The organism is Streptomyces triticirhizae (assembly GCF_003696235.1).
Classification (GTDB): domain Bacteria; phylum Actinomycetota; class Actinomycetes; order Streptomycetales; family Streptomycetaceae; genus Streptomyces; species Streptomyces triticirhizae.
In genome coordinates this window covers 80306-101280 of the sequence record NZ_RFFJ01000004.1, presented here as the reverse complement: position 1 = coordinate 101280, position 20975 = coordinate 80306, and the positions used below count along the sequence as shown (strand labels likewise).

22 protein-coding genes are annotated in these 20975 nt (G+C 71.9%); 17 read left to right on the top strand and 5 right to left on the bottom strand.

Annotated features, from left to right (window positions below; genetic code table 11):
• Window positions 1–215 precede the first annotated feature (215 nt).
• On the bottom strand, window positions 216–833 hold the full coding sequence (locus EBN88_RS01985) for a TetR/AcrR family transcriptional regulator (RefSeq protein ID WP_158621301.1): 618 nt from the start codon (window positions 831–833) through the stop codon (window positions 216–218).
• A gap of 81 nt (window positions 834–914) precedes the next feature.
• Here EBN88_RS01985 and EBN88_RS01980 point away from each other — a divergent pair, with 81 nt between their 5' ends.
• Window positions 915–1613 (top strand): cysteine hydrolase family protein, encoded by a 699-nt coding sequence (locus EBN88_RS01980; protein ID WP_199742222.1) that lies wholly within the window; start codon window positions 915–917, stop codon window positions 1611–1613.
• An 88-nt stretch (window positions 1614–1701) separates the two neighbouring features.
• Here the strand turns inward: EBN88_RS01980 and EBN88_RS01975 are convergent, their stop codons facing one another.
• The gene (locus EBN88_RS01975; RefSeq protein WP_233580387.1) at window positions 1702–2781 is read right to left on the bottom strand and encodes a LacI family DNA-binding transcriptional regulator; all 1080 of its coding nucleotides are present in this window, start codon (window positions 2779–2781) and stop codon (window positions 1702–1704) included.
• A 201-nt stretch (window positions 2782–2982) separates the two neighbouring features.
• Between EBN88_RS01975 and EBN88_RS01970 the strand changes: the two genes are divergently transcribed.
• The 4 genes from EBN88_RS01970 to EBN88_RS01955 all read left to right on the top strand — a co-directional run bounded on the left by EBN88_RS01970 (window position 2983) and on the right by EBN88_RS01955 (window position 8378).
• Window positions 2983–3915 (top strand): carbohydrate ABC transporter permease, encoded by a 933-nt coding sequence (locus EBN88_RS01970; RefSeq protein WP_122182023.1) that lies wholly within the window; start codon window positions 2983–2985, stop codon window positions 3913–3915.
• Window positions 3916–3918: 3 nt separating this feature from the next.
• The gene (locus tag EBN88_RS01965; protein ID WP_122182022.1) at window positions 3919–4839 is read left to right on the top strand and encodes a carbohydrate ABC transporter permease; all 921 of its coding nucleotides are present in this window, start codon (window positions 3919–3921) and stop codon (window positions 4837–4839) included.
• Between the two features lie 81 nt (window positions 4840–4920).
• Window positions 4921–6258: an ABC transporter substrate-binding protein gene (locus tag EBN88_RS01960; protein ID WP_122182021.1), complete on the top strand. Its 1338-nt coding sequence runs from the start codon at window positions 4921–4923 to the stop codon at window positions 6256–6258.
• Window positions 6259–6329: 71 nt separating this feature from the next.
• A complete protein-coding gene (locus EBN88_RS01955; RefSeq protein WP_122182020.1) occupies window positions 6330–8378 on the top strand; it encodes a beta-galactosidase in 2049 nt (682 codons plus the stop codon).
• 134 nt (window positions 8379–8512) lie between these two features.
• On the opposite strand, the gene EBN88_RS01950 is transcribed toward EBN88_RS01955, so the two are convergent.
• Window positions 8513–9136 (bottom strand): CGNR zinc finger domain-containing protein, encoded by a 624-nt coding sequence (locus EBN88_RS01950; RefSeq protein ID WP_122182019.1) that lies wholly within the window; start codon window positions 9134–9136, stop codon window positions 8513–8515.
• A 180-nt stretch (window positions 9137–9316) separates the two neighbouring features.
• On the opposite strand from EBN88_RS01950, the gene EBN88_RS01945 reads away from it, so the two are divergent.
• From EBN88_RS01945 to EBN88_RS01930, 4 genes are all read left to right on the top strand, one after another.
• Window positions 9317–10060: a metallophosphoesterase gene (locus EBN88_RS01945; protein ID WP_122182034.1), complete on the top strand. Its 744-nt coding sequence runs from the start codon at window positions 9317–9319 to the stop codon at window positions 10058–10060.
• Window positions 10057–10701, top strand: a complete 645-nt coding sequence (locus tag EBN88_RS01940; RefSeq protein WP_122182018.1) for a LysE family translocator — start codon at window positions 10057–10059, stop codon at window positions 10699–10701. Before EBN88_RS01945 ends, EBN88_RS01940 begins: the two co-directional genes overlap by 4 nt.
• A 61-nt stretch (window positions 10702–10762) precedes the next feature.
• Window positions 10763–11770 carry an ATP-binding cassette domain-containing protein gene (locus EBN88_RS01935; RefSeq protein WP_122182017.1) on the top strand — a complete coding sequence of 336 codons (1008 nt, stop codon included), beginning with the start codon at window positions 10763–10765 and terminating at the stop codon, window positions 11768–11770.
• Window positions 11767–12591: an ABC transporter permease gene (locus tag EBN88_RS01930; protein ID WP_199742221.1), complete on the top strand. Its 825-nt coding sequence runs from the start codon at window positions 11767–11769 to the stop codon at window positions 12589–12591. Before EBN88_RS01935 ends, EBN88_RS01930 begins: the two co-directional genes overlap by 4 nt.
• On the opposite strand, the gene EBN88_RS01925 is transcribed toward EBN88_RS01930, so the two are convergent.
• A complete protein-coding gene (locus EBN88_RS01925) occupies window positions 12517–13152 on the bottom strand; it encodes a GNAT family N-acetyltransferase (RefSeq protein WP_233580385.1) in 636 nt (211 codons plus the stop codon). The genes EBN88_RS01930 and EBN88_RS01925 overlap by 75 nt on opposite strands.
• Before the next feature lie 236 nt (window positions 13153–13388).
• Here EBN88_RS01925 and mgrA point away from each other — a divergent pair, with 236 nt between their 5' ends.
• The 4 genes from mgrA to EBN88_RS01905 all read left to right on the top strand — a co-directional run bounded on the left by mgrA (window position 13389) and on the right by EBN88_RS01905 (window position 17140).
• Window positions 13389–14378 carry an L-glyceraldehyde 3-phosphate reductase gene (gene mgrA / locus EBN88_RS01920; protein ID WP_122182016.1) on the top strand — a complete coding sequence of 330 codons (990 nt, stop codon included), beginning with the start codon at window positions 13389–13391 and terminating at the stop codon, window positions 14376–14378.
• Window positions 14379–14562: 184 nt separating this feature from the next.
• Complete coding sequence (locus EBN88_RS01915) at window positions 14563–15540, top strand: GlxA family transcriptional regulator (RefSeq protein ID WP_199742220.1); 978 nt, start codon at window positions 14563–14565, stop codon at window positions 15538–15540.
• 269 nt (window positions 15541–15809) lie between these two features.
• Window positions 15810–16436 (top strand): DJ-1/PfpI family protein, encoded by a 627-nt coding sequence (locus tag EBN88_RS01910; protein WP_122182014.1) that lies wholly within the window; start codon window positions 15810–15812, stop codon window positions 16434–16436.
• A gap of 161 nt (window positions 16437–16597) precedes the next feature.
• Window positions 16598–17140 (top strand): snapalysin family zinc-dependent metalloprotease, encoded by a 543-nt coding sequence (locus EBN88_RS01905; protein WP_122182013.1) that lies wholly within the window; start codon window positions 16598–16600, stop codon window positions 17138–17140.
• Between the two features lie 79 nt (window positions 17141–17219).
• Here the strand turns inward: EBN88_RS01905 and EBN88_RS01900 are convergent, their stop codons facing one another.
• Window positions 17220–17813: a GNAT family N-acetyltransferase gene (locus EBN88_RS01900; protein WP_122182012.1), complete on the bottom strand. Its 594-nt coding sequence runs from the start codon at window positions 17811–17813 to the stop codon at window positions 17220–17222.
• Between the two features lie 173 nt (window positions 17814–17986).
• Between EBN88_RS01900 and EBN88_RS01895 the strand changes: the two genes are divergently transcribed.
• From EBN88_RS01895 to EBN88_RS01880, 4 genes are all read left to right on the top strand, one after another.
• On the top strand, window positions 17987–18934 hold the full coding sequence (locus tag EBN88_RS01895; RefSeq protein WP_325052710.1) for an LLM class flavin-dependent oxidoreductase: 948 nt from the start codon (window positions 17987–17989) through the stop codon (window positions 18932–18934).
• A 233-nt stretch (window positions 18935–19167) separates the two neighbouring features.
• Entirely contained in the window at window positions 19168–19683 is a 516-nt protein-coding gene (locus EBN88_RS01890) for a hypothetical protein (RefSeq protein WP_147472623.1), read from the top strand.
• 138 nt (window positions 19684–19821) lie between these two features.
• A complete protein-coding gene (locus tag EBN88_RS01885; RefSeq protein WP_122182010.1) occupies window positions 19822–20580 on the top strand; it encodes a MerR family transcriptional regulator in 759 nt (252 codons plus the stop codon).
• 45 nt (window positions 20581–20625) lie between these two features.
• Complete coding sequence (locus EBN88_RS01880; protein WP_122182009.1) at window positions 20626–20964, top strand: YnfA family protein; 339 nt, start codon at window positions 20626–20628, stop codon at window positions 20962–20964.
• Window positions 20965–20975 lie beyond the last annotated feature (11 nt).

The window sequence follows — 20975 nt, the reverse complement described above, 5'->3', positions numbered from 1 at the left end:
CGCGAGCGCGCGGCGGAGCCGGCTCCGCCCCGCGTGAACGAGCCGACCGATAAGGCTTCCGCCCCGAGTTGGTGTGGTGCCGCGCATGATCTCTCTCCGCTCCCGATCCGATGACTTTCCGTAGCGAACCTGCGGAGTCATGTCTACCAGGAGTCACTGACAATCGACCCTCGGTGCCGCTCGGGCCTGCCGGAGCGGCCGGGGTGTGACCGCGCTCAGCCGTCGCCGGCCACCAGGGTGCGCCGGTAGAGTAGCGCCAGTCGCTCGCCCAACTCCTCGCGCGACCAGCCCTGTTCCTCCAGCAGGCCGCCGATCACCTCGCTGGAGACGAGCGACCACAGCAGGGCGGCTCCGCTCTCCTCGGTCCAGGGCTCGGCCAGCCGGCCCTCCCTGGCCAACCACCGCGTCAGCCGACGGCAGTTGGCCAACTGCGCGGCGTTGGCGCGCTCGTAGTGGCGTCGGGCGTCCGGGTCGTGGGTGCGCACCTGCTGCACGGCTCGATCGACCGCGAGCACGTTGGGGTGGTAACGCGCCAGATGGTGTGCCCATTCGGTCAGAGCCGCAGGGGAGTCGGGCGCTGCCCAGACATGTTCGAGCGACCGTTCCAGGCCCTCGACCCCGGCCACATAGTCGAAGAGTGCCGCGACCAGCTCGCCGCGCGAGGCGAAGTGGAGGTAGAGCCCACGGCGCGAGACACCGACGCGCTCGGCCACCGCCGCCATGGTGAGCGCGTCCAGGCCGCGTTCCTCCAGCAGGGCGCGGGTGGCCGCGAGGATCGCCTGTCGCGTGCGGCGACTCCTGGCGTTCAGGGGCTGCTCGATGGATCGGCTCACGGGCCCAGCCTTGCACAGAAGTGCGCGCCCTGTGTACTTTCAAAAAGTGCACATGCTGGATACTTCTAAGGAGCGGGAGCGATGGCCGTGGATCAACTGACCGTGGTGGGGCGGCCGGAGCCCTTCGTGCTGCGCCCCTCCCGGGCCGCCGTCGTGGTGGTGGACATGCAGAACGACTTCGTCAGCCCGGGGGGAGCGGTCGAGGCGTCAGGGGCCGATGTGTCGGCCGTCGCCGCGACCGTCGAGCCGATCGCCCGGGTGCTGACGGCCGCACGGCGCCAGGGGCTTCGTGTGGTCTACCTTCAGCATGGCTACCGACCGGACCTGTCCGACCTCGGATCGGAGTTGTCGAAGAACCGACTGATCCACCTCGCCGCCCGGGTGGGTCAGCCGGTGAGTGCCCCCGACGGAACGGAGGGCAGGGTGCTGGTGCACGACACCTGGAACACCCGGATCGTGGACCGGTTGGCGCCCCTGGCGGGGGACCTGGTGGTGCGTAAGAGCCGGTTCAGCGGCTTTCACAACACGACGCTCGATGACCAGCTGCGCCAACTCGGCATCGAGGACCTGATCATGACGGGATGTACGACGAGCATCTGTGTGGAGTCAACGATCAGGGACGCCATGTTCCGTGACTACCGGCCGCTGTTGCTCACCGACTGCGTGGCCGAACCCCAGGGGCGGAACTACCACGACGCGACCGTCGGACTGGTGGAGAGCAGCCTGGGCTGGACCGCCGAGTCGACCGCCCTGCTCGACGCCATGGTTGAGAACTCCTGACCACAACTGACCGGGACCAAACGGGCGTTGTCGAAGGTGGAACGGTCCCGCCCCCGATGGTCGAGGCGGGACCGATGATCGGCGGCGTTCAGCGCCCGGAGGGCGGGGGCGCGGTGCTCTCGCGCCGCACCATCCAGGTCGGCACCAGCGTGGTGCCCCGTTCCATGGTGTCGGTGCGCAGCTGGCGCAGCACCCCCTCCACGCAGCGTCGCCCGACCTCGGCGAAGTCCTGGTGGATCGTGGTGAGCGGCGGGATGAAGGAGTTGGAGTCGGGGATGTCGTCGAAGCCGATCACGCTCACCTCGTCGGGCACGGCGCGCCCGTGCTCGTGCAGGGCCCGCAACACCCCCAGCGCCATCTGGTCGTTGGCGGCGAACACGGCGGTGCACTCCGGCTCCCGGGCCAGCCGCAGCCCCGCCCGGTAGCCGGACTCGGCCGTCCAGTCCCCGGGGAGCGGAGGCGGCACCGGCCGACCGGCCTCCTCCAGGGCGGCCCGCCAGGCGTCGGTTCGGCGCTGGGCCGAGAACGAGTCCTGGGGCCCGGTCACATGCCACACGGTCTCGTGCCCCAGGTCCAGCAGATGCCGCACCGCGTCGCGCGCGCCGCCGGCCTGGTCGGTGTCGACCACGCTGTAGCGGTCCCCGGCGTCGGAGTCCATCACCACCACGCTGACGTTGGGGGGCAGCGTGAACGTCGCCGCGTCCAGCAGGTGGACCTCCATGATCACGATGATCGCGTCCACGGCCAGCTCGCCGAGCCGGGTGAAGGCCCCCCGCACCTGGTCCTGGGTGGGGGCGGCCACCGGCAGCAGCGTGATCGCGTAGCCCTGCTCCGCCGCCGAGTTGGCGATGGCCTCCAGCGTGCGCACATTGCCCGTGGTGGACAGCGTAAAGAGAATGACGCCTATCGTTCGGAACTCTCCGCTCTTGAGCGCCCGAGCCGCGCTGTTGGGCCGATAGCCCAGCTGTTTCATCGCGGCCAGCACCTGTTGGCGGGTGTCCTCCACGACGCCGGGATGCCCGTTGGAGACGCGGGAGACGGTCTGCGAGGAGACCCCGGCCAGCCGCGCGACATCCGCCATGGACACCCGTCGTTGCCGGCGCGCGGGCCGGGATGTCGGCTCGGTGGCCGGCGTTGGGGAACGGTCCGCGTCCGCGCCGTCCACGATCTTGTCCACCGGTCCGCTCTCCCGCGTTGTGCCTTGTGAGCCTGCTCGTCACCGCTCGGTCCTGCCGTCCGGCGCTTGACGCTCCCCAGGGAGCAGTGTAAGCATCACATCAATCAATGTTTACGTAAACACTCTGGTGGGCGCCCTCGGCGGCAAGATCCTGTTTGCGTGAACATTCGGGTCAGAGCAGCGAGGTATCCCATGACGACGTTGTCACCGCCCACGATGGCGGGGCGCCCGGCCGCACCACCTCCCAGGAAGAGGTCGACGCGCCGCCGATCCTGGGTCGGGTGGGGCTTCATCGCTCCGTTCATGGTCGTCTTCGCGTTGGTCTTCCTCGCTCCCATCGCCTATTCGATCTATCTGAGCCTCTTCCGCGAGCAGATGGTCGGCGGCACCTCCTTCGTGGGCCTGGACAACTACCAACGCGCCTTCGACGACCCGAAGTTCTGGGAGGCGCTGGGGAGGGTCAGCCTCTTCCTGGTGATCCAGGTGCCGATCATGCTGGGCATCGCGCTGCTGGTCGCGCTGGCCATCGACAGCGGCCGGCTCTACGGCAAGAACTTCTTCCGCATCGCGATCTTCATGCCCTACGCGGTGCCGGCCGTCGTGGCCACCCTGATGTGGGGATTCATCTACGGCAGCCGCTTCGGCCTGGTGGGCAACATCAACGACACGTTCAACGTCTCGCTGCCCAACCCGCTCTCTCCCGACCTGGTGCTGGCCTCCATCGGCAACATCGTGACCTGGGAGTTCGTCGGCTACAACATGTTGATCTTCTATGCCGCGCTGCGGGTGATCCCGCACTCGCTCTACGAGGCGGCCGAGATCGACGGGGCCAGCCAGCTGCGGATGATCACCGCGATCAAGCTGCCGGCCATCCGGGGCGCGCTGGTGATCGCCACGATCTTCTCGATCATCGGAAGCTTCCAGCTGTTCAACGAGCCCAGCATCCTCCAGAACCTGGCGCCGAACGCGATCACGACCTACTTCACGCCCAACCTCTTCACCTACTCGCTGTCCTTCTCCGGCCAGCAGCACAACTACGCCGCCACCGTGGCCATCCTCATGGGCCTGCTGACCATGGTCGTCGCCTATGTCGTGCAGCTCCGCGGTATGCGAAAGGAAGCGTGACCGATGGCAGCCACGACGACCCGCACCCGGCGCCCGGGGCCTGCTCTCAGGCAGCGCCGCCGCCGGCCGCACTCGGTCAACCACCCTCGGCGCAGCACCCTGCTGACCGTCCTCACCGGGCTGGTCCTCGTCTACTCACTGGTGCCGCTGGCCTGGCTGGCGATCAACGCCACCAAGACCCAGCCCGGCCTCTTCGACTCCTTCGGCCTGTGGTTCGACAGCGACTTCGCGCTGTGGAGCAACATCACCGACACCCTCACCTATGACGACGGCGTCTTCGTGCGCTGGCTGCTCAACACCCTGCTCTATGTGGTGGCGGGCGCCGGTGGGGCGACCTTCCTCGCGGTCCTCGGCGGCTACGCGCTCGCCAAGTTCCAGTTCCCGGGGAAGCGCGCCGTGTTCGCCGTCGTGATCGGCGCGGTGGCCGTGCCGGGGACGGCGCTGGCGGTGCCCACGTTCCTCATGTTCAGCGAGATGGGCCTCACCAACACGCCCTGGGCGGTGATCATCCCCTCGCTGATCTCGCCGTTCGGGCTCTATCTGATGTGGGTCTTCGCGGCGGACGCGATCCCCGGCGAACTGCTGGAGGCGGCGCGGATCGACGGGGCCAGCGAGCTGCGCACCTTCTTCCGGGTGAGCCTCCCGCTGATGGCGCCGGGCATCGTCACGGTGCTCCTGTTCACCATGGTCGCCACCTGGAACAACTACTTCCTGCCGCTGATCATGATCAAGGACCCGGACTGGTACCCGCTGACCCTGGGCCTCAACGCCTGGAACGCCCAGGCCTCCACGGCCGGCGGCGAGGCCATCTTCAACCTGGTGATCACCGGTTCGCTGCTCACCATCCTTCCCCTGATCGTCGCCTTCCTCCTGCTCCAGCGCTACTGGCAGTCGGGGCTGGCCGCCGGGAGCGTCAAGGAGTGACCGGCCACGGCCCCTCCATCCGTTCCTTCTTCTCTTTCCTCCTCCTGACAACAGTTCTGACAGCGAAGTGAGTTGACTGTGATGACCAAGACAGCGCGCCGCGCTCTGCGCGGAGTCGGGCTGGCCACCGTGGTGGCCCTGGGCCTGACGGCATGTGGCTCCGACGACGGGGGCTCCGGCGATGCCGGCGCCTCGGCCGACGAGGTGACCCAGGCTCTGGAGGAGGGTGGCGAGATCACCGTCTGGGCGTGGGAGCCGACCCTCGGCCAGGTCGTCGAGGACTTCCAGGCCGAGTATCCGAACGTGAAGGTCAACCTGGTCAACGCGGGCACCGCCAACGACCAGTACACCGCCCTCCAGAACGCGATGCAGGCCGGCTCCGGCGTCCCTGACGTGGCGCAGATCGAGTACTACGCGATGGGGCAGTTCTCCCTGAACGAGTCCATCACGGACCTGTCCGGCTTCGGCGCCGGGGAGCTGGCCGACAGCTACTCGCCCGGCCCGTGGAGCGCGGTGCAGGCCAACGACGGCATCTACGGCCTGCCGATGGACTCCGGTCCGATGGCGCTCTACTACAACAAGGACCTCTTCGACGAGTACGGCATCGAGGTGCCCACCACCTGGGACGAGTACCTCCAGGCCGCCCGCGACCTCCACGAGGCCAACCCCAACGCCTACATGACGAACGACACCGGCGACGGTGGCTTCGCCACCAGCATGATCTGGCAGGCCGGGGGCCGCCCCTACCAGGTGGACGGCACCGAGGTCGGGATCGACTTCTCGGACGAGGGCAGCACCCGCTTCATCGACCTGTGGCAGCAGATGCTCGACGAGGACCTGCTGGCGCCGATCACCTCCTGGAGCGACGAGTGGTTCCAGGGCATGGGCGACGGCACCATCGCCAGCCTGGCCACCGGCGCCTGGATGCCGGCCAACCTGGAGTCCAGCCTGCCCGACGGCGCCGGCTCCTGGCGGGTCGCCCCGCTGCCCCAGTGGGACGAGAACGCTCCGGCCAGCGCCGAGAACGGCGGCAGCGCCCTGACCATCCCCGACGCCAGCAGCAAGAAGGAACTCGCCTACGGCTTCCTCCAGTACGCCAACGCCGGTGACGGCGTGGCGACCCGACTGGAGAACGGCGCCTTCCCCGCCACCACCGCCGACCTGAACTCCGAGGAGTTCCTCAGCACCGAGTTCGAGTACTTCGGTGGTCAGCGCGCCAACGAGGTGTTCGCCGAGTCCGCCGCCAACGTCGCCGACGACTGGTCGTACCTGCCGTTCCAGGTGTACGCCAACTCGATCTTCAACGACACGGCGGGCAAGGCCTATGTGTCCAACACCACGCTCGCCGAAGGCTTGGCCCAGTGGCAGGACGCGTCCCGCCGCTACGGCGAGGAGCAGGGCTTCACCATCACCGACTGACCCAGGTCGCACCCCCTGACGGCGCGGGGACACCACCGTCCCCGCGCCGTTCGAACCACCCGAGGAGCACGATGACCCGCGACCCGTCGCCGCGCTGGCTGCGCTGGCCGACCGATGAGTCAAGGCCCAGGTTCGCCTACGGCGCCGACTACAACCCCGAGCAGTGGCCGCGCGAGGTGTGGCAGGAGGACATCCGCCTGATGCGCGAGGCGGGCGTGAACATCGTCTCACTCGCGATCTTCTCCTGGGCTCGCATCCAACCGGCCCCCGACGCCTGGGACTTCGCCTGGCTTGACGAGGCCATGGATCTGCTGCACAGCGGCGGGATAGCCGTTGACCTGGCCACGGCCACCGCCTCCCCGCCGCCCTGGCTGAGCACCCTGCACCCGGAGATCCTGCCGGTGAACGAGCGGGGCGAGACCGTCTGGCCGGGCGCCAGGCAGCACTGGCGGCCCACCTCGCCGGTCTTCCGGGAGCACGCCCTCCGGCTGACCACGGCGATGGCCGAGCGCTACCGCGACCACCCGGCGTTGGCCGCCTGGCATGTGAGCAACGAGCTGGGCTGCCACAACGTCTACGACTACTCCGAGGACGCGGCCCGGGCCTTCCGGGACTGGCTGCGCGCCCGCTACGGCACCGTCGACGCCCTGAACGCCGCCTGGGGAACGGACTTCTGGTCCCAGCGGTACGGCGCCTTCGACCAGGTGCTGCCGCCGAGGCTGGCCGCCTCGCACCCCAACCCGACCCAGCAGCTGGACTTCAAGCGCTTCTCCTCGGACGCGCTGAAGGACTACCTGCGCGCCGAGCGCGACGTGCTGCTGCGCGTCACCCCCGATGTGCCCGTGACCACCAACTTCATGGTGATGGGCGAGACGAAGGGGATGCACTACGCCGACTGGGCCGGTGAGATCGACTTCGTCTCCAACGACCACTATGTGCGCCCGGGTGCGCAGTCCCGTGACGAGCTGTCCTTCTCCGCCAACCTGACGGGGAACATCGCGGGTGGGCGGCCCTGGTTCCTGATGGAGCACTCCACCAGCGCCGTCAACTGGCAGTCGGTGAACGTCGCCAAGCGGGACGGGGAACTGGCCCGCGACTCGCTGCTGCACGTGGCCCACGGCGCGGACGCCGTCTGCTTCTTCCAGTGGCGGCAGTCGGCGGCGGGCGCAGAGAAGTACCACTCGGCGATGGTGCCGCACGCCGGCGCCGACTCCGAGGTCTTCCGCTCGGTGGTCGAACTGGGCGCGCGCCTGGGCTCGTTGGCCGAGGTCGTGGGCAGCGAGCGGAAGCCGGCGCGGGCCGCGATCCTGTTCGACTGGGAGTCGTGGTGGGCGAGCGAGCAGGACTCCCACCCCACCGAGCTGCTGAACTACCGGCAGGAGGCACTGGACTGGTACTCCGCCTTCCTGGCGCTCGGGGTGCGGGCCGACGTGATCCACACGGGGGCCTCCCTGGACTCCTACGACCTGGTGGTGGCGCCGATCCTGCACGTGGTGCCGCAGCCGCTGGCGAAGGAGCTGACGCGGTTCGTCGAGCGGGGCGGGCACCTGGTCACCACCTACTTCTCCGGTGTCGTGGACGAGAACGACCACGCCTGGCTGGGGGGGTACCCCGGCGCGCTGCGCGACCTGCTGGGCATCCGGATCGAGGAGTTCGCCCCGCTGCTGCCCGAGCAGACGGTCACCCTCGACAACGGGGCCGTGGGCACGCTCTGGACGGATCGGATCGCCGTGACCGATCCGGACGTCGAGGTGTGGGCGCGCTACGAGGACGGCCAGCTGGCCGGTGGTCCTGCCATCACGCGCAGGGCGCTGGGCGAGGGCTCCGCCGCCTATGTCTCGACCCGACTGGGGACCGAGGGGCTGCCGGCGCTGCTTGACCGGCTGCTCGGGGCGGCCGGCGTCGACAGTGAGCTGCCCGAACCCGCCCGGGGGCGCGTCGAGTTGACGGTGCGGTCGGGCGCGGGGAGCGACTACTGGTTCCTGGTCAACCGCACGGACGAGCCGGTCGACATCGCCGGGCTGGCGGGCGAGCCGCTGGCTCCCGTGGCGGGGGAGCGGCCGGGGCTGCTCGCGCCGCGCGGCGTCGCGGTGCTGCGCCGCGACCAGCGGGCCGACTGATCCGAAGGACCGACACTCAGGGGCGGCCATCGCGCGGGGCGCGGTGGCCGTCCTTCTTTTCTGGAGCGCCGCCGGGGGCCTGGCGGTGGGAGCGGGGATGCTGGCGGGCGGGCCCGGACGCGGCGAGCAGGCCCTCATGAGTCCGCCGCCCCGTCCCGCTCGGCGCGCACCGAGCGCTGCCGCTCGTAGTAGCGCGCGGCCCGCGCGCGGTTGGCGCAGCTGGGCTTGCACCACTCCTGGCGGCCGTGTCCCTGCACGAAGTACCGCACGCAGCGCGGCGCGGTGCAGGCACGCAGCCGCTCCCGGAAGGGGCCGGTGAGAAAGGCCGTCGTGGATCTGGCCAGGGATGCGATGAGCCTGATCCGCTGGTCCTCGGTCCTCGACTCCGGGCTGGTGCTGGGCGGCTGCCCGTCGGGCCACTCCAGCCGGAGCGTTATCGGCTCCCGGGCGACCGCCGCGTTGAGCCGGGCCATGGCCTCCTCCATCGGCAGCAGCCGATGCGCGTCGGCCGGGCTGGGCGGGCCGGGGCGGACGGCCCGCGCGAAGAGCGCGCGCACCGCCTGGCGCAGCCCGACCACCTCGGCCAGCAACGCCTCGTCGCAGTGTGCCGCCTCGACGTCGAGCGGCGGGGAGAAGAGGTCGGCCCGCTCCGCCAGCCATCCGGCGAGGGCCTCGGGGGTGGCCAACTCGTCGGTCACCCCGCCGTGCCCGTCGTGCCGGATCGTGGTGGCGAACTCCACCGCCAGAAACCGCCGCATCCTCGCCGCCTCTCCTTCGCTTCCCTCGATCGAGTGGCCTGCCGGCGCTTCCGCCCTGGTCAGCTGACGTTCCGTGATTCTCGGCCGCCTGACGGTTGCGCTCGGTGACGACTCTAGTCTAGATTGTTCTCACGGTAAAGAGGGAATTTACCGTGAGGAACTCAAGGGAGGGTGTGGGCCATGGCCCTGCTTCTGGCACAGATCAGCGACATTCACCTGGACGGCACCGACCGGGCCTCCGAGCGGACCACCCGCGTCATGGACCATCTGCGGGCGCTCCCTCGCCCGCCGGACGCCCTCCTGGTCACCGGCGACATCGCGGACCACGGGGCGGAGTCGGAGTACCGCGAGGCAGCCAAGCTGCTGGCCGCCCCCTTCCCCGTCCTGTGCTGCCCGGGGAACCACGACGACCGCGCGACCTACCGCGACGTCCTGCTCGGTGAGCCGCCCGAGACCGGCCCGATCAACCAGCTGCACCGGGTCGGCGGCGCGGCCGTGCTGATGTGCGACGCCACCATCCCGGGGCGGGACGAGGGCCGGTTCGATCCCGAGACGCTGGAGTGGATCGAGGCCACGCTCGGCGCGCTCGGCCCTGACGTCCCGGCGCTGCTGGCCTTCCATCAGCCGCCCGTGGAGCTGGGCCATCCGATCCCGGACTCCTCGCGGCTGGAGACCGGGCAGCGGCTGGTGGAGCTGCTGGCCGCCCACCCGCAGATCGTGGCCCTGTTGACCGGCCACGCCCACACGGCCGCCGCGTCCTTCTTCGCGGGCATCCCGGTGCTGGTGGCCCCCGCCGTCACCTGGACGCTGCGGATGCCGTGGGAGGGGCCCTCGGTCGCGGACCGCTCCGCGCTCCCGGGAGTGGCCTTCCATCTCCTGGACCGGGAGCACCGGTTGACGACGCACTTCCGGGTGGTGCCGTGACGCCCCAGGCGGCGGCCGGCGGGTTCGCGCTCGCGGTGCTGCCCCTGGTCGCCACCCCTGGGGCCAGCCTGGCCCTGCTGGTCCGGCATGTCGCCGACGCCGGGCGACGGCGGGCTCTCCCGGTCATCCTCGGCACGGCCGGCGGGCTCTATGCGCACGCCGCCATGGCCATGGCGGGGCTCTCCACGCTGGTCGCCGGCTCGGGGCTGGCCTTCACCGCACTCCGGCTGTTGGGCGCCGCCTATCTGGTCGGGCTCGCTGTCTGGACCTGGCGCTCCGCCGGACCACGCGGCGAGAGGCGGCGGGGCGCCTCCGCGCCGCCGGGGCGGTGGCTCGGCGGGCGCCTGGCGTCGTCGGCCTGGGCGCAGTCCCTGCTGGGCAACGTGCTCAACCCCAAGGCGGCCGCGATCTATCTGACCCTCGCGCCACAGTTCCTCGATCCGGCCAGGCCCCTCGGACGACAGCTGTTGCTGCTGGCCAGCGTCCACGCCCTGCTGGTCGCCAGCTGGCTCGGGCTGTGGACGGCCCTGCTCACCCGGGCGGGACGGCTGCTCGCCGGGCCGGGGCCGCGCCGTCTCCTCGCCAGAGCGAGCGCCGTGGCGCTGCTCCTCCTCGGCATACGCTCGGCCGCGACCCTCTGAGCCTCCGGTCGCGGCCGCTCCGAGAACAACTGCATAGTGGAAGTGCTCGGAAGGAGCGCGCATGGAGCACGCCATCTGGGCCGAGGGGCTGGTCAAGCGCTTCGGCGGGACCACCGCGCTGGATGGCGTGGACGTCCAGGCCGCGAAGGGCAGCGTGTTGGGCCTGCTCGGCCCCAACGGGGCGGGCAAGACCACGGTGGTGCGGGTGCTGGCCACCCTGTTGCGGCCGGACGCCGGGCGGGCCAGCGTGCACGGCTACGACGTCTGCTCCGACGCGCACCGCGTGCGCCGCCTGGTCGGGCTGACCGGGCAGTACGCCTCGGTGGACGAGCAGCTCACCGGCATCGAGAACCTGCTGCTGATCGGGCGGTTGCTGGGCATGGCCAGGGGTGAGGCGCGGCGGCGCGGCGAGGAGCTGCTGGAGCAGTTCGGGCTCGCCGACGCGGGCCACCAGGCCGTGGGCGCCTACTCGGGAGGGATGCGGCGCCGGCTGGATCTGGCGGCCAGCCTGGTGGGCAGGCCCCCGGTCCTCTTCCTCGACGAGCCCACCACGGGTCTCGACCCGCGCGCCCGCACCGAGATGTGGGAGCTGACCAGACAGCTGGTCGCGGGCGGCACCACGGTCCTGCTCACCACGCAGTACCTCGACGAGGCGGACGAGTTGGCCGACGACATCGTGGTGATCGACCACGGGCGGGTGATCGCCACCGGCACCCCGCAGGAGTTGAAGGCCAGGGCCGGCGGGAGCACCCTCGCGGTCAGGCCGGAGGACGCGGAGCGGCTGTCCACGGTGCGTCGCATCGTGGGAGAGCTGGCGCGGGTGGAGCCCGAGGTGCAGGGGGCCCTGGTCACCGCTCCGATCACGGACCCGGCCGTGCTGCCGGCGGTGGTTCGCCGGTTGGACGAGGCCGATGTGCGGGTCACCGAGCTGGCGCTGCGGGGTGCCAGCCTCAACGAGGTGTTCCTCAGCCTCACCGGCCGCCCGGCCGAGGAGGTCGAGGCGGCTTCGGAGGAGGGGGACGGCGAGGCGGGACGGCAGGGCGACCCGAGCGAGGAGGTGCCCCGATGAGTGCTCAGGCGGCGACCGGCGGACGTTCCCCCGAGGCCGAGCCGGCGCCCCGCGTCGGGCTGCTGGAGGGGGTCAGACAGAGCCTCACCCTGGCCTGGCGAACCCTGGTGCAGGTGCGTCACAACCCGTTCGAGCTGAGCGACTTCAGCATCCAGCCCATCATGTTCGTGCTGCTGTTCACCTATGTGTTCGGCGGCGCCATCGCCGGGTCGGTGCACGACTATCTGAGGTTCATGCTCCCGGGGATGATCGTGATGAACATGCTGTTCGTCACCCTCTACGTCGGACAGGGGCTCAACACCGACCTGACCAGAGGCTTCTTCGACCGGCTTCGATCGTTGCCGATCGCGCGCTGGGCGCCGCTGGCCGGCCGGATCGCGGCCGACCAGGTGAAGCAGGCGTGGTCGATCCTGCTGGTCTTCGTGGTCGGGCTGATCCTCGGATTCCGGCTGGGACCGCCGGGGGTGCCCGGAATGCTGGGGGCGGTGGTGCTGCTGCTGGTCTTCGCGCTGGCGTTCTCGTGGGTCGCCGTGCTGGTCGGGCTCCTCGCCAAGGACGCCGAGCGGGTGCAGATCTTCGGCTTCACCGCGCTGTTCCCCATCACCTTCGTCAGCAACGTGTTCGTGCCCGCCGACACCATGCCCGGCTGGCTCCAGGCCTTCGTGGACATCAACCCCGTCAGCATCCTCGCGGAGGCATGTCGTGGGCTGATGCTCGGGGGAGCGGTCGCCACCCCCGTGCTCAAGTCACTCGCCTGGGCCCTGGCCATCGCCGTGGTCTTCGCTCCGCTGTCCGTCTGGGTCTTCAAGCGGAAGCTCTGAGCCGTTCCGTTTCGCGTCGGCCGGCTCGGCGGTGTCCAGGGCGTCGGCCTCGTCGAGAGCGTCGGGTTCGTCGAGGGCTTCGGGGTCGGTGGTCGCCGCGGCGGGTGGGGGTGGGGAGCCGGGGCTGAGATAGAAGAGTTCGGGATCGCCCTCGTCCAGGCCCTGCACCAGCCCGACGGGGCGCCAGCCGGTGGCGCGCAGCAGTCGGCGCATCGGTCGGTTGGAGAGGTTGGCTGAGGTGAAGAGCTTCGGCGAGGTGCGGGCCTCGTCGGCGGCGGCCAGGAGACGGGTGCCGACGCCCCTCCGGCGAGCGCCGGGCGCCACCATCAGCAGGGTCACAAAGCCCTGTTCGAAGAAGGTGTACTCCAGCACGCAGTACCCCAGCACCCCGGAGGAGTCCTCGGCGACAAGGGCGAGTCGCTCATCGCACCAGCGCCGCAGATGGGCGCGCCGGGAGTCGTCCCCGGCGGCCGCGATCGGGTCGATGCGGGTCAGCTCCGGCCAGTCCGACGCGGTGGCGCGCCGTATCCCGGTGGTCTGATCGGTGGGTTGGTCGACCATGGACCGCATCATGGCAGCGGTTGCCCGGTCGCGCCGGCCATCCGATGGGACTCGATCCGCCCCGGCCGCCGCCACACGGCGGGCGCGGCGGAGAAAGCCCAGGTGAGATGCGTGGTCGCGGGCGTCGTCGCGGCGAGGACTCGGTTGCCTCCCACGCGGGCCCGTGTGACGATACTCGGCGGCTCGCGAGAGCTGGAGCTTTGGCTTGATTCGGACGATTCGAACGAGGACGCACCGTGACCTATGTCGCCGCCGACACCCGCTATCAGGACATGGCCTACCGGCGCTCGGGCCGCAGCGGCCTGAAGCTGCCGGCCGTTTCGTTGGGCCTGTGGCACAACTTCGGTGCCGAGAGGGCGCTCGACACCCAGACCGCCATCGTTCGTCGGGCGTTCGACCTCGGCGTGACCCACTTCGACCTGGCCAACAACTACGGCCCCCCGCCCGGTGCCGCCGAGGAGAACTTCGGTCGCATCCTCGCGAAGGACCTGCGCCCCTACCGCGACGAGATCGTCGTCTCCACCAAGGCCGGCTATCTGATGTGGGACGGTCCCTACGGCGAGTGGGGCTCCCGCAAGTACATGCTCTCCAGCCTGGACCAGAGCCTGAGCCGCCTCGGGCTGGAGTACGTGGACATCTTCTACTCCCACCGCCCCGACCCCGACACCCCCCTGGAGGAGACCATGGGGGCGCTGGACGCCGCCGTGCGCCAGGGGAAGGCGCTCTATGTCGGCATCTCCAACTACTCGCCCGAGCAGACCCGCGAAGCCGCCCGCATCCTGGGCGAGTTGGGCACGCCGCTGCTGATCCACCAGCCGTCCTACTCGATGTTCAACCGCTGGGTCGAGGACGGCCTGCTCGACGCGCTGGACGAGACGGGCGTCGGCTCCATCGCGTTCTCCCCGCTGGCCCAGGGGCTGCTCACCGACCGCTATCTGAACGGCATCCCGGAGGGCTCGCGGGCCGCCAGCGCCAGCCCGTTCCTCACCCCCGAGGGCCTGACCGGCGACACCCTGGACCGGGTGCGGAGCCTCAACGCGATCGCCGAGCGGCGCGGCCAGAGCCTCGCCCAGATGGCCATCGCCTGGGTGCTGCGCGGCGGCCGGGTCACCTCGGCCCTGGTGGGCGCCAGCAGCGTCAGGCAGTTGGAGGACAACGTCGCCGCGATCAACAACCTGGACTTCAGCGAGGCCGAACTGGCCGAGATCGAGGCCCAGTTGTCGTGACGGCTCGGCCATGGACGCCGGCCGTGGGCGTCCCTCCCGAACCACCCCGCTGAGTCGCCGCCCAGCCCGGGTCCGCCCCCGTTCGCCCCGCCGGGCGGCGGACGCGCCCCGGGCGCGGTGGTTGGCGGGAATCGTCAGAAGCGTGTCATTGCCGCCGGTTCGTCGCCGGCAGCGGAATCGGGACGTGCCCACTCGCCGCGTCGTCTTCGTCGTCTTCCCGCACTTCCAGATCCTCGATCTCGCCGGCCCGCACGAGGTGTTCACCGCCGCAGGCCAGCGGACCGGGGAGGTGGAGATCGAGGTGGTGGCCGCCGAGCGGGGGCCGGTGGTCGCCAGCTCGGGGCTCTCCGTCTCCCCGACCCTGACGGCCGACCAGCTCCAGGGGCCGGTCGACACCGTGATCGCCGTCGGGGGCCGAGGCGTGTACCGGGCCCGCGAGGACGAACGCCTGGTGAACTGGCTCCGGCACACCGCCCAGGGCGCCCGCCGTGTCGCCTCCGTGTGCAGCGGCGCCTTCCTGCTGGCCAGCGCCGGGCTGCTCGACGGGCGCCGGGCCGTCACCCGCTGGGCCTCCTGTGACCGGCTCGCCGCCGACCATCCCGAGGTCGCCGTCGACCCCCGGCCGATCTTCGTTCGGGACGGCCATGTCTGGACCTCCGCCGGCGTCACCGCCGGCATGGACCTCGCGCTGGCCCTGGTCGAGCAGGACCACGGCGCCCAGCTCTCCCGGGAGATCGCCCGGCAGCTGGTGATGTTCGTGCAACGCCCCGGCGACCAGGCGCAGTTCAGCACCCAGTTGGCCGCCCAGCGTCCGGCCCGCGCGCCCGTGCGCGAGGTTCGGGAGTGGATCGTGGACCATCTGGACGAGGACCTGACCGTGGCCGCGCTCGCCGCCCGCGCCGGGATGAGCGAACGCGACTTCGCCCGTGTCTTCCGCGAGGCGGTGGGCCGGACGCCGGCCGGCTATGTCGAGACGGCCCGCGTCGAGGCCGCCCGCAGGCCGCTGGAGACCACGGACGTGACCATGGAGGCCATCGCCCGGTCGTGCGGGTTCGGCACCGCCGAGACCTTCCACCGCAGCTTCAAGCGGCTGTTGACCGTGACCCCGGGCGCCTACCGGGAACGCTTCGCCCGCCCCGGGGCGCTGCCCGGCCCGAGATGACCCCGCGCCGTACCCGAGACGACCCCGCGCTGTACCCGCGACGAACCGCGACGCGTCCGGCGGTGTCGCGCCCCCTCGTCCGCCGCGCCCGGCGGACGCTCCCGCACCGGAGCCCGTCACCGAGACCGGCGAACGTGACCGGCGAACGTGACCGGCGACCGAGACCGGCCGGAGCCCGTCACCGAGACCGGCGAACGTGACCGGCCACCGACGTCCGTCAACCCGTGCACGCCACCAGGCGACCGCCACCCCGAGAACGTGAGGCCATCATGCGCGTCCTGATCCCCCTGTTCCCCGGCGTCACCACCCTCGACGCCGTTGGCCCCTACGAGGTGCTGCGCCAACTCCCCGGCGTCGAGGTGCACTTCCCCGCGCTCACGCCGGGGGTGGTCACCGACGGCGCGAACAACCTGGGGCTGCGGGCCGACTCGGCGTTCGCCGAGTTCGACAGCGCCGATGTGCTGGTCGTTCCCGGTGGCCCCGGGGCCAGGCCGCTCCAGAGCGACGACGTCCTCCTGGCGTGGATCGCGCGGATGCACGCGGGCAGCCGATGGACCACCTCGGTCTGCACCGGCTCCCTGATCCTGGGCGCCGCCGGCCTGTTGCGCGGCCTGGACGCCACCACCCACTGGTCGGCCGTCGCCGACCTGGAGGCACACGGCGCCCGCTACACCGAGGAGCGGGTGGTCGTGCGGGACCGTGTCATCACCGCCGCCGGCGTCTCCGCCGGCATCGACATGGCGCTCACCCTGGCCGAGCGGCTCGCAGGGCCGGTGCCGGCCCGGGCCGCCCAACTGTCCGTCGAGTACGACCCGCAGCCGCCCTTCGACTCCGGCGCGCCCAGCAAGGCCACGCCCGAGGTGATGGCGTATGTGACCGAGCGCCGGCGTCGCTGACCGCTGACATCCGGCACCGGCCGCCGGCCGCACCGGCCGCCGGCCGCACCGGCCGCCGGCCGCACCGGCGACGGCCGGGGGACCGGATTCGTTCGGCGCCCCGGTGGGCAGGGTGAGGTTTGTCATGCACACCTCTTAACGTCCCCCCACAGGAGGCTGACGTGACCCTCAACAAGGCCACCCGGGTGCTGGTCACCCTGCTGGCGAGCCTGGCGCTGCTCTGGACCTCGGGCCAGGCGGTCGCCGACGGCCAGTCCGCCGCGGCGACGACGCTCACCTATGACGTCAGCGGCGCGGAGGAGTTCGTCGACGCCGTGCACGCGGGCGCCGCCATCTGGAACGAGAGCGTCGCCAACGTCCAACTGGAGCCGGCGGGCGCCGGCGAGTCCGCCAACATCGAGATCGTCGCCGACGACGGCTGGCCACGCGCGCTCATGACGAGCCTGGGCAACGGCATCGTCTGGTTCGGCCGCCAGGCCGTGGACGAGGGCTATGACACCACCCGGATCGCCTCCCACGAACTGGGCCACATCCTCGGCCTCCCCGACATCAAGCCCGGCCCGTGCAGCAGCCTGATGTCCGGCTCGACCGCCGGCGTCGCGTGCACCAACCCCTACCCGAACGCGGCGGAGGCGTCGGCCGTGGAGAACGCCTTCGGCGGCGCCCTCGACGTCCCCGCGCACGTCGTCCTCTACCGGGACTGACCGCCCAACCGGGAGGAAGCACCCCGAGCGCGCCGGCGCCTCACCCCCGGTGGGGCGCCGGTCGCGTGCGCCGAGGCGCTCAACGGCGCGCGGCCCACTCCTCGCGCGTCAGCGCGTACTCGACCTCGCCGTGCTCCGAACCCGGGATCGGCTCAGGCCAGTCGCCGGCGAAGGAGCGCACCAGCCGCAGCCCCACCTTCTCCATCACGCGGCGCGAACGGGCGTTGACCGCCATGGTGTTGGCGGTCACCCGCGCCACCCCCAGCTCCGCGAACCCCCTGTCGACCAGGGCCGACGCCCCCTCCGTCGCGAGGCCGCGACCCCAGGCCGACGCCGCCAGCCGATAGCCCAACTCCACCTCGACCCCGGCGGCTCCGGTCCCACCGGCTCCGGCGCCGTTCGCCGACTCCAGCGGCCGGAACTCGAACCACCCCAGGAAGACGCCCGAGTTCCGCTCCTCCGCCGCCCAGTAGCCGCGCCCGGCCGCCCAGCCCGGATGAACGTGCAGCAGTCGCGGCAGGGTGCGCAGCCGAAGCGCCTCGGCGCTGGTCGGCCGGCCCCCGGTGAGGTAGCGCATGACCTCGGGGTCGCTGTCCAGCGCCAACAGCGAGCTGGCGTCCCGCTCGGTGAACGGACGGAGTCTGAGGCGTGCGGTCTCCAGGAAGACATCCATCGCGGCATCCTCACCGCCCCCGGGCCGCGCCGCCACTCCTTAAGCGTCCGGCCGCCTCCCGGGCGCCCGGCCCGAGCGGTCCAGCGCCTGGAACTCCTTCGCCGCCCCGTCGTTGAGCAGGGAGAACGTCGTCCGGAGCGGTCGGCGATGCCGTGCGTTGGTGAGGAGCCGCCGTGAGTTGCCCCGTGGGTGTGCTGGTGCCCGGCCTGCTGGACCGGTCGACGATGGTCACGTTCGCCCAGCGGGCGGAACAGCTCGGTTTTGACTCGCTGTGGATCGTCGAGGACTGCTTCCTGAACGGGGGGATCGCCCAGGCCGCCACCGTGCTCGCCGCCACCGAACGCATCACGGTCGGCCTCGGCCTGCTGCCCGCCGGCGCGCGCAACCCCGCGTTCGCGGCCATGGAGGTGGCCACCCTGGCGAACTTCCACCCCGGCCGCCTGATCGTGACGGTCGGACACGGGATGCCCGACTGGATGCGGCAGGTCGGCTCGTGGCCCGCCAGCCCGCTGACCCTGCTGGGGGAGTATCTGGCGGCGCTCCGGGCGCTGCTGGCGGGGGAGCGGGTCACCGTGTCCGGCCGGTATGTGCGGCTGGACGCGGTCGAGTTGGCCGCCCCGCCGGAGCGACCGCCGCTGGTGCTCGGCGGGGTGCGCGGGCCCAGGTCGCTGGCGGTCTCCGGGCGCGTGGCCGACGGCACGCTGCTGGCCGAGCCGGCGAGCGCCGAGTATCTGGCGGTGGCCAGGGAACAGATCGCCGCCGAGGGCGACCACCTGCTGGTGGCCTACACCGTCGCCGCGCTGGACGAGGACCCGGGCGTCGCCCGCGACCACGCCAGGGACGGGCTGAAGATGGTCGGCGAGCCCGCGTGGGCGCCGCACATCGCGCCCCTGCCGTTCGCCGACGGGCTGGCGGCGCTGCGTCAACAGAGCGGATCGCCCGAGGAGTTCGCCCGCGCGCTGCCGGACGACTGGGTGGACCAGCTCGCCGTCTCCGGCACCCCGGAGCACGGCAGGTCCAGGGTGCGGGCCCTGCACGAGGCCGGCGCCGACCGGCTGGTGGTGATCCCGGCCGGCCCCGACCCGCTGGCGGCCGTCGAGTCCCTCGGTCGCCTGAACTGACCGCGCCGCGCCGGACCGTGCCGCGCCGCGCCGGACCGCGCCGGGGCCGGGGCCGGCCACGCCGAGCCCCCTTTCCGTGACCGCTCCCGCGCCGCTCCGCCACCGTTCCGTCAACCTCCCGCGCGTGGCGCCGTCCGAGGTGTCGCCGAGTCGCCCCGGGCTGTCGCACACTGGTGCCACACGCCAGGCGAGAGCCGCCCGAGGACGGGAACGAGAGACGGGAGTGATGCGGCGTGGCCTCTGGAGTTGAACGGTCACTGGGCAGGTTGGTGCGCAAGCACCACACGGACAACCGCCGGCGCGCTCGGGTCGGTTGGGGTGCGGTGGGGCTGGCGGTCGTGGGGCTCGCTGCGGCGGGCTGGGCGGCGTTCGGGGACGGGCCACCGGCGGTGGGAGTCCTGGGCGCCGCGCTCGCGCTGGGCGCCCTGGCGCTCGCGGCGCGCGTCTGGCGCCGCTGCCGGCGCGACCGGGGCGAGGTGTACGTGGTCCGCGAGCACGGGCTCACCCGGCGGGCCGCCGGCCGGCTGACCGTGGTGCCGTGGACGGACATCGTCTCCGTGACCTCCGCCAGGCACCGCTACCCGCTCGCCCGCTTCCTGGGCCGTGACGTGGTCTGCCGCTGCGAACTGAAGGGCGGCGGCACCCTGCGCGTCAGCGGCTTCGTCGAGGAGACGGAACTGCTGGTCAGCGCCATCAACGGGAGGCAGCGCCGGCCGGCCGCGCAGCGCGAGCCCCAGAGGAGCGCCTGACCCGGGGGTCTCGACCCCGCGCCGCCCCGGGCCGAAGGACCGGCCCGGGGCGGCGGCCTGCCGGGAACCTGCCGGGAACCTGCCGGGAACCGTGCGGGCTTGACCTTCGAGTCGGGTGGAAGGTTTACCGTTTCCGCCATGGACACCCTGCGGATCTCCCAACTCGCCGCGCGCACGGGCGTTCCCGCGACCACGCTCCGCTACTACGAGTCGGCCGGCCTGCTCCCCGCCGCGCGGACGCCGGCCGGGTACCGGGTCTACGGTCGCGACGCCGTGGACCGCCTGGCCTTCATCGCCACGGCGAAGCACCTGGGCCTCTCGCTGGAGGAGATCGCGGAGCTGCTGGCGGTCTGGGAGGCGGCCGACTGCCGCGCGGTCCGGGCCGATCTGCGGCCCCGGGTCCTGGCGCGGCTGGCGGCGGCCGAGGAACGGGCGGCCGAACTGGCCTCGTTCACCGCGACCCTCCGTGCCGCGCTGGCGCGGCTTGACGCGCTGCCCGACCGCTCCGGCCGGTGCGACCCGAGCTGTGTCTTTCTCGAACCGCCCGACGCCCCCGAGCCCGGGCCGCCGGTGGCCGAGCCGCCCGTGGCCTGCTCGTTGGACGGCGGCGGATTCGCCGAACGGACGGCCGCCTGGCGCCGCCTCACCGAGGGCGCCCGACGCGCCCCGCTGCCCGGCGGGGTGCGGCTGACCGTGCCGGCGGACCGCGCGGCGGCGCTCGCCGAGTTGGTCGTGTCCGAGCAGCGGTGTTGCCCGTTCCTCGCGTTCCGCCTCGTCTTCGACGGCCCCGAGCTGCACTGCGAGGTGAGCGGGCCGGCCGAGGCGGCGGAGCTGCTCGACGGGCTCTTCGGCCCGCCGGAGGCGCCCGAGGACCGGCCGCCCGGCCCGGCCCGTTGAACGCGCCCCCGCCCGCCCCCAACTCCCGCTCCCCGAGGACGCTCCATGCTGGTCACCCGTTCCGTCGCGCTCTTCGTCGTCGCCGCGCTCTTCGAGATCGGCGGCGCCTGGCTGGTCTGGCAGGGGGTGCGCGAACACCGGGGCTGGATCTGGGGCGGCGCCGGGGCGATCGCCCTCGGGCTCTACGGGGTGGTCGCGACCTTTCAGCCTGACGACAACTTCGGTCGCATCCTGGCGGCCTACGGTGGCATCTTCGTGGCCGGTTCGATCGCTTGGGGAATGGTCGCGGACGGGTATCGACCCGACCGCTATGACGTGATCGGCGCCGCCGTGTGCCTGGTCGGCATGGCCGTGATCATGTACGCGCCGCGCGGCGGGCAGTGAACCGCGTCGCC

Bases quoted from the DNA above. Each gene is read 5' to 3' on its own strand.
- EBN88_RS01945 (WP_122182034.1), top strand. From the start codon at position 9,317: ATGGCCCTGCTTCTGGCACAGATCAGCGACATTCACCTGGACGGCACC.
- EBN88_RS01900 (WP_122182012.1), bottom strand. From the start codon at position 17,813: ATGGATGTCTTCCTGGAGACCGCACGCCTCAGACTCCGTCCGTTCACC.
- EBN88_RS01960 (WP_122182021.1), top strand. From the start codon at position 4,921: ATGACCAAGACAGCGCGCCGCGCTCTGCGCGGAGTCGGGCTGGCCACC.
- EBN88_RS01970 (WP_122182023.1), top strand. From the start codon at position 2,983: ATGACGACGTTGTCACCGCCCACGATGGCGGGGCGCCCGGCCGCACCA.
- EBN88_RS01885 (WP_122182010.1), top strand. From the start codon at position 19,822: ATGGACACCCTGCGGATCTCCCAACTCGCCGCGCGCACGGGCGTTCCC.
- EBN88_RS01955 (WP_122182020.1), top strand. From the start codon at position 6,330: ATGACCCGCGACCCGTCGCCGCGCTGGCTGCGCTGGCCGACCGATGAG.
- EBN88_RS01910 (WP_122182014.1), top strand. From the start codon at position 15,810: ATGCGCGTCCTGATCCCCCTGTTCCCCGGCGTCACCACCCTCGACGCC.
- EBN88_RS01930 (WP_199742221.1), top strand. From the start codon at position 11,767: ATGAGTGCTCAGGCGGCGACCGGCGGACGTTCCCCCGAGGCCGAGCCG.
- EBN88_RS01965 (WP_122182022.1), top strand. From the start codon at position 3,919: ATGGCAGCCACGACGACCCGCACCCGGCGCCCGGGGCCTGCTCTCAGG.
- EBN88_RS01935 (WP_122182017.1), top strand. From the start codon at position 10,763: ATGGAGCACGCCATCTGGGCCGAGGGGCTGGTCAAGCGCTTCGGCGGG.
- EBN88_RS01950 (WP_122182019.1), bottom strand. From the start codon at position 9,136: ATGCGGCGGTTTCTGGCGGTGGAGTTCGCCACCACGATCCGGCACGAC.
- EBN88_RS01925 (WP_233580385.1), bottom strand. From the start codon at position 13,152: ATGGTCGACCAACCCACCGATCAGACCACCGGGATACGGCGCGCCACC.
- EBN88_RS01880 (WP_122182009.1), top strand. From the start codon at position 20,626: ATGCTGGTCACCCGTTCCGTCGCGCTCTTCGTCGTCGCCGCGCTCTTC.
- EBN88_RS01980 (WP_199742222.1), top strand. From the start codon at position 915: ATGGCCGTGGATCAACTGACCGTGGTGGGGCGGCCGGAGCCCTTCGTG.